This is a genomic window from Flavonifractor sp. An306, from assembly GCF_002159455.1.
Classification (GTDB): Bacteria; Bacillota; Clostridia; order Oscillospirales; family Oscillospiraceae; genus Flavonifractor.
Genome location: NZ_NFIQ01000051.1, coordinates 1 through 14,955, shown reverse-complemented (window position 1 = coordinate 14,955; position 14,955 = coordinate 1). Strand labels below are relative to the sequence as shown.

Annotated in this window: 5 protein-coding genes; 4 read left to right on the top strand and 1 reads right to left on the bottom strand. The window is 62.2% G+C overall.

From position 1 onward, the window contains the following. Positions 1–214: 214 nt before the first annotated feature. The 4 genes from B5F88_RS12925 to B5F88_RS12910 are packed head-to-tail and all read left to right on the top strand — an operon-like array spanning position 215 to position 14,496. Positions 215–598 carry a hypothetical protein gene (locus B5F88_RS12925; RefSeq protein WP_087346792.1) on the top strand — a complete coding sequence of 128 codons (384 nt, stop codon included), beginning with the start codon at positions 215–217 and terminating at the stop codon, positions 596–598. A gap of 8 nt (positions 599–606) precedes the next feature. After that, on the top strand, positions 607–7,719 hold the full coding sequence (locus B5F88_RS12920) for an immunoglobulin-like domain-containing protein (protein ID WP_140402120.1): 7,113 nt from the start codon (positions 607–609) through the stop codon (positions 7,717–7,719). Positions 7,720–7,741: 22 nt separating this feature from the next. Continuing rightward, positions 7,742–14,239 carry an S-layer homology domain-containing protein gene (locus tag B5F88_RS12915; protein WP_087346786.1) on the top strand — a complete coding sequence of 2,166 codons (6,498 nt, stop codon included), beginning with the start codon at positions 7,742–7,744 and terminating at the stop codon, positions 14,237–14,239. A 47-nt stretch (positions 14,240–14,286) separates the two neighbouring features. Further along, positions 14,287–14,496 (top strand): hypothetical protein, encoded by a 210-nt coding sequence (locus B5F88_RS12910; RefSeq protein ID WP_087346783.1) that lies wholly within the window; start codon positions 14,287–14,289, stop codon positions 14,494–14,496. A 154-nt stretch (positions 14,497–14,650) separates the two neighbouring features. Here the strand turns inward: B5F88_RS12910 and B5F88_RS12905 are convergent, their stop codons facing one another. Next, the gene (locus B5F88_RS12905; protein ID WP_087346780.1) at positions 14,651–14,830 is read right to left on the bottom strand and encodes a hypothetical protein; all 180 of its coding nucleotides are present in this window, start codon (positions 14,828–14,830) and stop codon (positions 14,651–14,653) included. Between the last annotated feature and the right edge of the window lie 125 nt (positions 14,831–14,955).

Sequence of the window (14,955 nt, the reverse complement as noted above, 5' to 3'; positions counted from 1 at the left end):
TGTGTTCTTTTATAATAGTATAGCAAATTATGTTTCCCGCGGCTACAATTCAGGCCGGAAAATTACAGTTCGGGACAGATGCCTTGACCTCGACAATTTCCAAAGCATACCATAATGCTGTCAGTGTGCAGAGGAGTGCGGATCCTCTGCTTTTTCAGGCTGGAACCTGAAGAAAAAAGGGCAAAACCACAGGTTTGCCGAAAGGAGGGGGAACATGCATCGGGTTGCGGTACTGAGCTATTCGCCAGACACCCGAATGCGGCTGTGCAGACAGCTGGGAGACCATCTGGCCCGCATGGGATACTTCCCATGCCTGGAGGCTCCGGAGGAGCTGGAAAACTTCTACTACACCATGCGGACCTCCCCGCCGGACGGGGTGGTGCTGGCCATGGACGGGGTGGCGGGGCTCAACGCCGTGGAGCACCTGCGGCGGCTGTCCCCCGACTGCGCCATCCTCTGGTGCAGCGACCTGGACTTCTCCCTGCAGGCCTATCGGCTGCGGGCGGATTACTTCGTGCAGGGCGAATGGACCGAGGAAACGCTGCGGGAGGGCCTCAGCCGCTGGGTAGAGCGGAACAAGCAGCGAAAGAAAGGATGATTTGAGGAATGAAAGGAAGAAAGCGAGGGCTCAGTCTGATTTTGACCTTGAGCCTGATTTTGTCCCTGGTGGGCCCCCTGCCCGCCCGGGCGGCGGACCCGGTCGGCTACGACCCCGACGTGGCGGGCGCCTACCTGCTGCCCGCCCAGGCGGCCAATGACAGCGGCTTTGTCCGCACCAATGTGCTGACGGCGGACGGCCTCCATGTGGACGGCCACTTTGCCGAATTGATGGGAGAGCAGAACGCCGTCAGCGTCAGCGGCGGAAACCGGAATGTTCTGGACCCCGCCAGCACCTATATGCACAGCGAGAACCGCAAGTGGTGGACCACCTACCAGTGGGTGGACATGGGGGAGACCATGAAGGAGCTGCTCTCCACCATGCAGATCACCGCCAACATCAGCGCCTCGCTGACGGCGGACCGGCATATGCACCTCGGCACGCACAAGGACCTGACCGACCGGGCCCAGGCCTATCTGTACGCCGGCTACAACACCTCCCCCATTGTGAAGGTGAGCAACAGCTCCGACGACCCGGACGGGGTGGCCCGCACCTACACCAGCAGCGGTGTGCTCACCTCCGGGGGTACCAATCTCCGCTTCCGCATGGGCGCCACCGACTGCGCCTGCGGCAGCTCCAAGGTGAGCAAGGTCTATATCTACCTCACCGACACGGCAGCGCCCACCCTCACCGGAATCTACGTCAGCGACGGGGCGGGCAATAAGGTTAGCCGCACCGCCTACAAGGGCGGGGAGACCCTCTACCTCACCCTGGAGATGAGCGAGCCCATCCGTTTTGCCGACGGCGTGGCCCACAATGATCTGAAGCTGAACCTGGACCTCATCAGCACCTCCACCGGCCAGAGCGCTTCGTCCATCGAGGCCGGTTTCTATGCCCTCACCGGCAGCAAGCTGATCTTCTCCTACACCGTACCCAGCGGGCAGAACATGGACTACACCGTGGTCAGCGTTGAACCCGGCAAGCAGAGCTGGATGACCAACAGCTATGACCTGAAGCTGCTGGACGAGAACGGCAGCCCCATGGACAATGGCAGCTTCACCGTCAACAGTCTGGTCACCGACCTGGCGGGCAACCCCCTCAGCTGGGCCAGCGGCCGGGAACTGGACAGCCGCCTGTACCTGGACGACGTGGCCCCCGGCTATACCCGGCTTAACGCCCAGGGCAACATGACCCAGGGCTACAAGGTTGGTACCGATGGGAATTGGCCCAGCGACATCACCCCCTCCGCCACCTGGGCCGGCGTGGGGGACTACCTGGCCTTCACCCTCACCTTGAATGAAGAGGTGGGGCTGTGGACGGGGGACAGCTACGCCCAGCTCACCAAGAACAGCGGCGTCACCGCCGTCCTCAACGTGAAGGACGGCGATGGAGACTCCGTTGAGGTGGGCCTCAGCAGCGTATCCTACGCCATGGACAACGTCAACGACGTGCGCAACAGCACCATCCTGACCTTCCAGTCCTTCCGGCCTGGCGACGGGATGACCCTGGAGGGCGACGCTATCAGCATCGTCTCCCTGAAGGCCCCCGACGACAGCGCCCTGGGCGACATGGCGGGCAATCCGCTGGCCACCGCTGTGAGCAAAGACCTGGTGGTGGAGAAGCTGGGGCTGGACGTGACGCCGCCTGAGGTGACCATATTGGATGGGCAAGTCACTGTAAACCCCGTAGAAACCAGCGGCAACGGCCGGTACGTCACCATCCCCTTCACCGTGACGGATGAGACTGGCGGATCCGGCGTGGCCCTGGGGCAGGAGGTCGCCCTGGGCATCGACATTGCCACCGCTTTCACGGTGCGCTACTGCATTACCAATAATGCCGCCGCGCCGGATAAGGATAACAGCGCCTACCGGCTGCTGAGCTATCAGCAGCCCACCTACCCCCTGCCCGCTTCCACCAACGATACCTATTATCTGCATATCTGCTGCAGCAATCTGAGCTGGGACACCGACCCCGCCACCGGCAAGATGCCCCTGTCCGTGTCCATCACCTGCCAAGACTATGCGGGTAATACAGCTTCCGATACCGTGGATTATGACATTCCTTTCGATCAGACCGGCCCGGAGATCAGCCTGCCCACAACCTTCACCGTCTCCGGCAAGGGGGAGATCTCCGTCCCCTTCTCGGTGAGCGACAGCACCCACCTGGCAAGCGTGACGGTGCAGTGGAATGAAGCCCAAGCGTCTGAACTGCTCGACTCGGGCAATGCCTCCGCCAGCTTCTCCGGCACCGCCACCTATTCCGTCACGAGTGACAGCGGCACAGCTACCCTCACCGTTACCGCCAGGGATAAGGCCGGAAATTCCAATACCAAGACGCAGGAATATATTTACAACCTGACCACCGTCAACCGCTATGCCCTGGGCGGCGACCCCGCGGTGGCAACGGGAGACCCGTCCCTGACCCTGTCGGCCCCCGGCAACCAGGGCGGCGGCGGCGCAGAAGGAAACGAGCTGGTGACAGTGGCCGTGCTGGGCGACGGCGCGGGAAGCTATAACCTCTATACCGTGGCGGGCAGAGGCAGCGGGAAAAATATATTCAATAATGCCACGCCCGACGCCATTGTGAGCGGTATTACTGTAACCGAAAAGTCCGTTACCCTCAGCGGCTACGCAGCCGACGGCAGCGGCTGGACCACCTCCAGCGCCTACGGCAACCTGCCGGTCACCATCTTCACCCTGCTGAAAAGCGACTGGGAGGCCGCTGTCACCAATGCCACTGACGGCACAGTCAGCATCACCTCGGAAAGCACGGTGGACCAGTTCTCCATGCTCGTTCTGACACAATCCAGCTATACCGTCACCTTCGGCACGCCCCAGGACAGCGACGGCACAGAAGTCCCCGCCGCTTTGGTAGAGAAAGGGGGCGGGATGGTGCAGACCCTCACCGGCCTGCGGGTACCCATCACCCTGACCACCGGGAAGGACGTCGCCTATGCCCTGCAGGACATCAACTACGATGCCTCTTATGTTGTACTCCTCGACGGCTCCGATCGTGAGGTGCCGGGCAGCAAGCAGTTCTTCCAGAAGCCGGAGGCCGGTACGACGATCGTCTACCCCATCTCCGTGCCCCTGTACGACACCTGGGGTACGTATGGGGTGGAGGTGCACCTGACCTATCTGGACGGTACTACCAGCACAGTTACAGGCTCCGAAATCCTCTATATGTACGACCTGACCAGTGATGACTTTTACCCCACTGAGCTGAAGCAAACTTATCAAGTGAATTCTTCCTCGCCGGACAACGTTGCCCGGACGGTGGGAATGGACGAAAGTACCACCCAGGTCTCCCTGGGGTTCACCGGCTCGGACCAAGTCACCTTGTCCTTTACGTCTTTTGACGTGCCCCTGGTCAAGACGAACACCTGGAACCAGGGTAAGGCGCCCATAGAGATCTGGAACGAGAGCTTAGGCGAAAATGCCGTCCATGTTACGAACTACCCAGCTCTTTCGAACTACACCCCGTTGACCCTCCGAATGTACAGCGAGGGGGCGCCCTCCGCAACCGCGCTCTACCTGGTGGAGGGGGAAAACATCGTCCGGTACCGGGCCCTTCTGCCCAACGGAAACTACACCGCCGCCAAGACCCTGATCATCACGGTGCATAACGCCGACCCCACCTTTGCAGTGGCGTTTACCTCCAACGGGGCGGGCGGCCTGCGGATGCAGCTCACAGACCTGAGCGGGGACGCGGAGGAGGCCCTGGCCCTCAACGGCCGCACCCTGCTCCTGGCGGATTCTGTGGGAGCGCTGGATACGGCCAGCGCCATCACCATTACCCTGGACAGCAGCTTTGGCCTGGACCTGACCCGGGCGGAGCTGGCGGAAAACTGGCAAGATAACCCCGTACTCCAGCTGATGGACGAGTACGGCAACTTTACCACAGTGACGGTCCACCCGAGATACGACATAGACATCCTGCCGCCTCGGGTCACCCTCTACCAAGGCAGCAATGTAACGGTTAGCAAAGGCACGTTCTGCCTGACAGCGGTAGTTTCGGACTATGACAACAGCAACGACTGCTCCGAGGGGCTGGATCTGAGCAGCTTCGCCCTCACTTTTGAATACTCCGACGGCACCACCGTCACCACGCCCCTGCCTGATATCATCCCAAACGGCACCTGGACCGGCAGCGGCGCGGGCTATGCCGGCATCTACAAGGTGGAAGACACCACCACCTATAATGACACGGAAGACGGCAAGACACGTGGTGTAGACCTGCTCATCTACGGCCAGTACCCCTATGGCACCACCAGCGACACGGTGAGGATCACCCTGTCCTGCCAGGACAATCTGGGCAATGCGTGCGTAGATAAGAATCAATACAACCATGCCTACTGTACGATTTCGAACATCGCCTATACCGCGACGGAGCCCACCGTCACCGCCAGCGGCGGCGAGGGCCAGGTGACCCTCACCTCCGACCTGCCCATCCGGGTGCTGGACCCGATGCCCACCGCCGATACCGCCGGCACCTTTGCCGCCGCCCACACCCTGCCCATCTATACCGACAGCGCTGACATTACCTATGAGGATGTGTTCGGCAACCAGTATACGGAAACCATTTCCGCCTCTCCCTTCGGGGACCTCTCCGTCACCCTGTCGGAGACCGCCGCCACCCGTGGGCCGGTGACCCTCACCGCCACCGCCACCGGGGAAGCTGCCATCACCGCCGTCACCTCGGAAAACAACGGCAGCGGCGCCATCTCCGGCTCCACCGCCACCCTGGAGCTGACCGCTAACGACACGGTGACCATCACCATGGGGGAGGAGACCTACACCGTGGAGGTCACCAACATCGACAACGCCGTGGAGCCCGTCACCGTGGCCTTCTACGGCCCCGACGGCCAGCTGCTGAACGCCGGCAGCGGCGCGGAAAGCGTCACCGGCCCGGTGACCGCCGCCCTGCAGTGTTCGGAGCTGCTGGTGGGGGAGACCAGCCATGTGTTCCCCATCGGCTCCCCTTTGGGCGAGAGCTATGCCTTTGCCGTGGCGGACCAGGTGGGCAACACCAAAACCGTCACCGCCACCCTGCCCTGGGCCGTGGTGAATGAAACCGGCGAAACCACGCCTCCGACAGACGACACCACGCCGCCGGAGTATACGGTCAGCCTCTATATCCAGCGCAGCGGCGGCTGGACCCAGGTCAACAGCTATGACTCCCAGATCCAGCCGCCTACGTCCACCGGCGCGGAAGACCTGTCCCCCGCCGGCCTGGCCACAGACCTGCCCAACCAGTTGGGCCAGGCCGTCCGGCTGGCCTCCTCCATCCGGGATGACTCCCCGGTGAAGCTCATTGTCAAGAACAGCACCGATGGCACCCCCGCCTATACCGACGACAGCGACCCCATCGACGGTCTGAGCGTGTCCGCCTCCACCCTCACCTGGGAGGGCGAGGCGGAGACCACCGTCTATGTCTACCTGGTAGACGCCTCCGGCAACGCCGCCGCCGCTTTGGAACTGACCTTCCCCGCCGTGGACAAGACGCCCCCCACCGCCACCGTGGCATACGAGGTGAATGGGGAGAATGTCTGGGCCTATCTGGTGCCGAATGAAGCGGACAAGAATGATTTCATTGTGCTGGACACTAACCTGCTGAAGAAGGACGAAACCAGCGGCGCACACCAGGGCCAGTACTACTATGAGTTCCAGGCCAACGGCACCTACATCTTCCGCTTCTCCGACGGGGCGGGCAACATCGGCACCGCCACGGCCACGGTCCACAGCATCGACAACACACCCCTGGATGCCCCCAATGACGGTATCCAGTGGCTGAGCCGAGGCCAGACGTACAGCAACACGGATTGGACAACTGCCCAGAGTGACCTCCACACCAACGCGGCTGTCACCGCCGTCATCAACACCAACATCGCCCTGGACAGCGTGACGCTGCCCCAGGGCACCACCGGCGTCACCGCCGCCGTGACGGCCAACCAGGCCCGGATCACCTTCTCCGCCAATACCACCGGGGCGCTGACCCTGACGCTGAAGGCCCGGAACGGAAAGACCGCGACCGTGACCCTCCCGGCCGTCACCTGTATCGACACCACGGCCCCCACTGTTACGGTCAGCGGGGATGGTGTGACCAAAAACAGCGACGGCACCTACACCGTAAGCGGCACCGACAAGCGGAGCGTGGAGCTGACCTTCACCACCAATGAGGACACCGCGGCGGACAGGGACAGCAGCTTTGGCACGAGCCACACCTATACGGCCTCCAAGAACGGGGAGGTCAGCCTGACCTTTACCGACCGGGCGGGCAACGTGACCCAGGTAACCCTGGACATCCAAGATCTGGACGACAAGCTGGCCCTGTCCTACTCCAAAAATGCGGACGGCGCCGGCGCCGTCACCGACCCGGCGGACCTGAAGCTGCAGACCGGACAGACCTTCTATGTGAAGTCCACCCGGAACGTCACCGTTACCCTGGGGACCGCTTCCTCTGTATCGGTGACAAAGGGCGAGTGGACCCAATTCACCCTTCCCGAGGATCCGGGCCTTGTGGTCCTGAAGGCGGTGGACGATGACGGGAACACCCTGTACGCCTATCTCACCGTGGCGCTGCCCGACACCGTTCCCCCGGTGATCTCCCTGCCCAGCCAGATCTTCTATGCCCAGGCGGGTGCGGAGAACCTGGATCTGCTCCAGGATGGCGTCACCGTCACCGACAATGGTGAGGGCAGCGTTACCACCAGTGTCAATGCCGAAAACGTGACCTGGGACACCTCCGGCAGCTACACCGTTACCTACACCGCCATGGATGCTTCCGGCAACAGCAGTACCGTCACCCGCACCCTGGTGCTCACCCGGGAAGCGCCCATCGGACTGACCGTCAACGGCCAGACCGTCTACCAGGGCAGCACTCTCACCCTAAGCAAGGGGACGGCCAGCCTGACCCTCCAGGGCGTCGACACCCCGGTATACCTGGCGCTGAAGCAGGGCTACAAGACCGTCGCCCAGATGAAGCTGAACGCCCAGGTGCTGCTCAACGGCAGCTACACCGGAGCTCTGAGCGCCAGCCTCAACACCACCGGCTTCTATACCCTCTACCTCCGCACCCAGGACCGGACGGAGTACGTTTTCTACCTCTATGTCAAGGGCTGAGCGGCCGGAAAGGAGCATGAACATGAAAAAGCGAACCCTATCCCGCCTCCTGGCCTGGGCGCTGTCCCTGTGCCTGGTTTCGGGACTGCTGCCCATCTCCGTCCTGGCGGCGGAGCTGCAGAACGTGGACACCCTGTCCAACGAAAACCTGCAGGTGCTGGTGGATAAACGCAGCGGCGGCTTCTCCATCCGCACCCTGGAGGGCGACGCCATCCGGAAGGACGACAACAACAAAAACCTCCTCTTCCCCCTGGGAGAGGACGACACCTCCTTCGCCTCCCTCCGGGTGATCCGGAACGGAGTGACCAAGGACTATGTGTTCGGCGGCAAGTATGCCGGCTCCTCTGATGTGGCGGTCACCGCCACGTCCCAGGAGATCAAGGCGGTGTGGTCGGTGGATGATATCACCGTCACCCAGACCATCCGCCTGGCCAACGCCGGCTCCACCCAACACGGCATGGCCTACCTGAGCTACACCGCTGAGAACAGCGGCGAGGCGGCCGATATCCAGCTGCGGCTGCTGATGGACACCGCCCTGGGTACCCAGGATTACGGCATCTACGAGGTGGCCCAGTCCGGCGGCGGCTACCAGACGGTGGAGAGCGAGCAGAGCATTTCCGGCTACCAGAATAGCTTCTTCGCCTGCGATGACCCCCAGAATCCCAGCGTGTTCGCCTACTTCCTCAACGGCTCCGTGGGCGATATCGCCAGCACGCCGGCGAAGGTGACCTTCGCCCACTGGAACAACCTGGCGGCCACCGTCTTTGACTACACCCCCGACGAAAGCCTTTATTTCACCACCCCCTACAACCGGGACTACCTGACTGCCGACAGCGCCTTTGCCCTGTATTATGACCTGGGCACGGTGGCTGAGGGGGGCAGCGCCGCCGCCGCAGGCTACTACGGCGTGTTCTCCAACGCCGACGTGCCGGAGACCGCCGGGGCCACCCTGAACTTCACCAATGTGCCCCAGGCTCTGGAGATGAACAGCGACCGGACCGGCTACACTGGAAACGGCGACTTTACCGTCACCGCCTCCATGACCAACATCTCCGGCCAGACCCTGGACAACGTGCGGGTGGTGGTCTATCCCGGGGAGGATATTACCCCCTATAACCAGAGCGGCGTCCTTCAGACGAACGTCAGCTATCTGGACCCCTACTATGTCGACCTGACCAATCTGCAGGCCGATGGGTCCCAGAGCATGGAGTTCAAATTCCACGCTGTGCCTGGCGAGGAGGCCACCTACCGGAAACTGACCTTCCAGGCCTACAAGCTGGAGGGCACCTCCACCGTCCTCCAGGCCCAGAACCTGCTGTGCGCCGAGACGGTGTGGATCCTCTGCCCGGGCACCAACGGCAACGTGCCGGAGATCGGCTTCACCAGTGCCTCTCCGGACCTGATCTACACCACCGGCAACCGCAGCCTATACCTCACCGGCACCAATTTCAGTATGCTGGTGGGCAGCAACTACACGCTGCGTCTTTCCCGCGCCGATGGGGCAAAGATTAACGGAGAGAGCAGCATTGCAATCGATAGCAGCGCCTTTATTATCAATGCGGAGGACAACACCGCCCAGGTGGTGCTGACCCAGGAACTGCCCATCGGGGAATACCAGCTGACCATCGACTACACCGACACCGCGACGGCCGACATCACCGCCCCCGCCCTGCGCTTCCAGGTCACCGATGACCCGGAGTACCGCAACGACGGCTACGGCGTGGTGACGGTAGAAGCCGACGGCAATAATACCTACTCTGTCAAAACTTACGAAACGGAAGAAAAATACGAAGACTCCGGCAAGGAGCTGGGCGACGACACCGTCCTGCTGGAGTTCCGGGGCGCCTTCTCCCAGAAAACCGAAGGCAGCGGCACCGTTTACACCGCCGTGTCCCTGGGGAAAGAGGACAACGTCATCACCCTCAACAACTGCCTGGACATCCGGGACGGCCAGGTGACCATCACCGACGAGAACGGGACCATCGAGGTGGACTTTGACGCATCCCTCACCGTCTCCGGGGTGGGCACCTCGGTGTGGAGCGGCCGGTGCTGCCTCACCGCCATCGAGGACGGCTCCGCCTATTCCCTCACCACCTATGACGAAAACGGCGACCGGGACGAGGACGGCAACATCACCCTCCTGTGGCCCAGCGTGGGCCAGGCCGCCCAGAGTCTGCTGGGCCTGCTCTTCGAGTTCAAGTACGGCGAGCTGGGCTATATGGACGGCGTAGGCGGCGTCATCGGCTTCGGCGGCGGCCTGGACCTGTCCTTCCTGGTGCCCGCGGCCAAGCAGTCCGCCCCGGAGGCCTCCGCCCTGGACCAGGCCAAGCAGGACCTGATCGAAAGAGGGGCGGACACGCCGGACAACCTGCGTGCCCTGGAGGAGCAGATCCCCCACGACGCCGACACCGTGAACACCAACGCGCCCCGCTTTGAGACCTCCACCGACATGGGGGACGGCGCCGAAGCCGGGGACGGCGACAGCCGCTCGGCCACCATCCAGGTGGACGACATCCTCTTCGGCGGCGGCAAGTACCAGGGTGTCAACTTCTCCGTGGCCCTGGGCCTGCCCAGCTACATCGACGGTATGCCCGGCATCGAGGGCGTGCTCACCGTCAAGACCGTGGGCGACTGGGCGGTGGGCGTCTCCGGCGCGGCCTCCTTCGCCACCTTCGCCATGGAGGCGGAGCTGGCCATCCAGAGCAAGGACGGCATCCCCTACCCGGACACCCTCCACTTCTTCGTGGGCGGCTTCGTCCCCGGCATCAACCTGGACGGCTTCGGCGTGCTGTGGCTCCAGGGCGCCGGCGGCGGCATCAACAACCTGTACGACACCATCTTCCTCACCGATTCCATCCCGCCCCTTCAGCTCGTTCTGGAGGCGCAGTTCTCCGTCCTCCAGATCATCTCCGCCCGGGCCACGCTGGCCCTGAGCCTCCAGGGCATCAGCGCGGAGCTGAGCAACGGCACACTGGCCAATTCCATCGCGGTGCTGGACAGCGCCAGCCTGGAGTTTGACTGGTACCCCGAGTTCTTCTTCCTGGCCTCGGTGGATATGAACATCTACGGCGTCCTGCAGGGCGGCGGCTATCTGGTCCTGGAGGAGGGCGGCCCCTATGAGTTCTTCATCCGGGCCACCCTGAGCTTGCCCGGCACCCTGCCCCTCATCGGCGGCCTCACCCTGGCCAACGTGGGCATGGGCGCCAACGCCGAGAAAATCTGGGGCGCCGCCGAGACCCTGGGGCTGAAGGTGGGCATTACCTACTACTGGGGCGACGGCGTCAGCTGGAACGGCGAAGACGCCACCCCCAGCTACCCCGAGTTGCTGGGCCTGACTACGGTGCCCATGTACACCTCCCCCAGCACCGGCAGGACCCTTTACGCCGCCGTGGGCAGCAATGCGTTGGTGGCCGCGCAGTCCCAGCTGGTGTCCGGCCTTCCGGCGGCCCGCGCTGAGGAAGACTCCCTGAAGAGCGACGTCACCGGTCAGAATCACCAGCTGACCCTGAAGAGCAATACCTCCGCCGCCGCCCTGACCTTCACCTGGGACAGCGCCAGCGAGGAGGAAGCCATCGAGGAAGGGAAGGACGTAGAGATCCAGAATTACACCTTGAAGTGGCTGGATACCAACGCAGATCCCAGCGAGCAGGACGCCAACGCCTATGTGTACTATGACGAGGACAACAGGCAGGCCCACATGACGGTGACCTTCCCGGCAGACACGGAAGACACCTACACCATCACCACGCCCAAGCCCGCCACCCTGACCCTGTACCGGCTGGCCCCCCTGCCGGAGCTGGAAAAGGTGGAAGTGGACAGCAGCAACACCGCCGCCACCGTCACCGGCACCGATCTGAATCAGTTCTCCGAAATTACCCTGCTGGCGGTGGACGAGATCAATCCCGACAACTCCCGTATGGTGGGCCATGTGACCAGCGACAACGGTGCCTTTGACAGCGACAGCGTCACCGTCCCCATGGATACCGCCGCCCTGCCCTCCGGCAGCTACAACCTGCGGGCCGTCGCCGTGGACAGCGACAGCACCATGTTCTCCACCGTGGAAGCCAACTGGACGTACACCAATTCCAACCAGCCCGCCAAGCCCACGGTGAGCGGCGTGCAGTCCGCCGGGGACTACAAGGTGTCCTTCACCGCCACCTCTGCAGGGGATATTGACGGCTACCGGGTGAACTTCTATGAAGGCAAAAATCTGGTCTCCGGCGTCAGCGGCCTGATGCTGGAAAAATCCAGCACCGGCAATACCTACACCGCCGGCGGCCAGGCCACCGTGCCGGAATATGAAACCAATAATGATGGGCAGCTTGTCCTGGACGATGAGGGCAACCCCACCGTCATCGGCCAGACCACCGTGGGTCTGGAGGCGGACAAGACCTACACCATGGGCGTGTCCGCCTACAAGACGGTAAATGGCGTTACCCTCTACTCGGAGGAAAAACAGACAGAGGTGACCATTTCCCAGCCCAAACCACCGGAGTTTACCTGGAGCGCCGATGCCCAGCCTAAAGTGGCGGAAACCCAGGTGACAACCTCTGAAGGTACAACAAAGACCTTCTCCACGCCCACCTACCGGACCAATGCCCTCACCGTCACCCTGACGGAAACGGACAGCCAGGCCGTCTCCGGCGCCTGGTCCTTGGATGGCGGCGAGGAGCAGACGGTGGAAAACCTGAGCACCATCCAGCTGAGGCTGAAAGACCTCACCGAGGGCTCCCACACCATCCGGTTCCAGGGCACCAACAGCAAGGGGGATGCCTTCCTGTACACCAAGAGCTTCTCGGTGGACACCACGCCCCCGGCCCTGCTGGTATCTTCCCCAATCAGCGGTTCCTTCTTCGGCAGCGGCGGCTCCGTTACCCTCACCGGCTGGACCGACGGCACCCTGAGCCTGTTGGTGGACGGCAGGGCTGAATCCATCACCGTTACGGACGGCTCCTTCTCCCAGTCTCTGACCTTGGACGATTCCGCCGCCAGCCACACCCTTACCCTCACCGCCACTGACGCGGCGGGGAATACGACTACCCGCACCATCCAGGTGGTCAACCCGGCCCTGGGGCAGATGAAGAGCATCGCCATCTACGCCAACGACCAGGACATCACAGAGGAAACCTTCCAGCCCACCAGCACCACCACCCTGTCGGTACGGGCGGTACTGGAAGGCGGAGAAACCCTGTCCCTGGACGGCAGCCGTCTGGTGGAGTGGGAGGCCGCCCCGGCTACCGGCACCCTCCAGGTGGACGATAACGGCCAGCTGACCCTGACCGCCGGCTCCACCGGCCTGGTGTACGCCCGGCTGCGGAGCGCCGACACCGGCGCCCATTCGGCTTACGCCCTGGTCAGCGGGGAAAATCTTACACCCACCGTCACCTGCACAGTCAATACCGGCGGTACCCTTTCCGTGACCGCCACCCTCAACGGCAGCGACGCCGTGGAGAGCATCGTCAACGGCGTCTATACCATCAAGCCGGGCGCCACGGTGACCATTACGCCCACGGCTGACACCGGCTATGAGCTGAGCGCGCTGCAGGTGGACGGCACGACGGTTGCACTCACCAACGGCAGCTACACCATCAGTAATCTGCAGAGCGCCATCCAGGTATCCGCCGTCTTCCAGCCGGTCACCGAGGAGCCTGACGAGCCTGACGATCCCGGCACCTCCGGCAATTCCGGCACCTCCGGCGGCGGCTCCACACCCACCTACGCGGTGACCATCCCAAGTAATACGGCCAACGGCAGCGTGTCCGTCAGCCCCAAAAACGCCGCGCAGGGTACCCTTGTTACCATTACGGTCAGTCCCGATGACGGCTATGTCCTGGACCAGCTGACGGTTACCAACACCGCCGGCGAGGTCGTTCCCCTGAGCCAGAAGGGCGAGAACCAGTATACCTTCACCATGCCCTCCGGCAAGGTTTCCGTTGCCGCCACCTTCGTACAGGCATCTGACGTCACTGGCTTGCCCTTCATCGACGTGAAGGAGAGCGACTGGTTCTACGAGGCGGTACAATTTGCCTTCGAAAGCGGCATGATGAACGGCACCGGCGGCAGCAGCTTCCAGCCCAACGCCATGCTGAGCCGGAGCATGATCGCTACCATTCTGTGGCGGTTGGAGGGATCTCCCGACGGAAATCCCGTCCGGTTTACCGATGTTTCCGACGGCCAGTGGTACACCGAAGGGGTGAACTGGGCCGCGGCCAACGACCTGGTAAACGGCTACGGCAACAGCACTTTCGGGCCAAAGGATGACATTACCCGGGAGCAGATGGCGGCGATCCTGTATCGCTACGCCCAGTTCAAGGGATATGACTGCACCGTTCAGGGCGATCTGTCCCGTTTTGCCGATGGCGGTCAGACCTCCGATTGGGCCAGGGACGCCGTGGTGTGGGCTGTGGACAAGGGCCTGCTCACCGGCAAGGGCGGCGGTCTGCTGGATCCCAAGGGCACCGCTACCCGTGTTGAAGTGGCGACTATCCTCATGCGCTTCGTTGAGAACATCTCCCAGTAATTTGAAACAAGCAAGACATGCGGGACGCTCCTTTTGGAGCGTCCCGCATGTCTGTCAGAAACCCGGTTTGTACATCAGATATGAGCCGGGTTTCTGATATTATGGTGCCAAAAGCGCCCTGTAACGGGCGGGATGTGGATATCGCTGGAATCGTCTGCTCCACGTTCAACCCTGACCCGCTGAGACAACGCATCATCTATACAATGAACATGAATAAGACCATGCAGCACCTGTGGGACTTTATCAAGCCGGAATAACCGAAGTGGATTGCTCCGATTTTTGGCTCCAATAAAAGGGGCTGCACTACCAACGATATGCCCGCTTGGTTTACCAACACCCCCTGCTACATCGCCCAGCACTCACAAATCAGCAACTGTGTGTCTGATAGCGCTTCTTTGATTTCAAGCAACTTTATTTTGCCAACTCCAGGAATGCCTCTCGGTATGTTTCCAAAATCCGGGCGGCGGCCAAATCAATTTTTTCATCATCGGTCAGTTCATGCTTTCTAACTTGAAACTCTTGAGAAAGGGAAGGGCCGCTCTCCAACTGCTGATCATTGTGCGGTATGGGATGGACTTCTTCCAACATCATGTTTCCCTCGCTTTCCGCCTAGGGCTTGTTTGAAAAATCAGGAGACTTGTTCTAAGTCAACAGAATTGCAATGGCGGCAAGGTGAACGAAGGCCAAGAAGGAGGTGTCCAGCATGTCGTATCTGG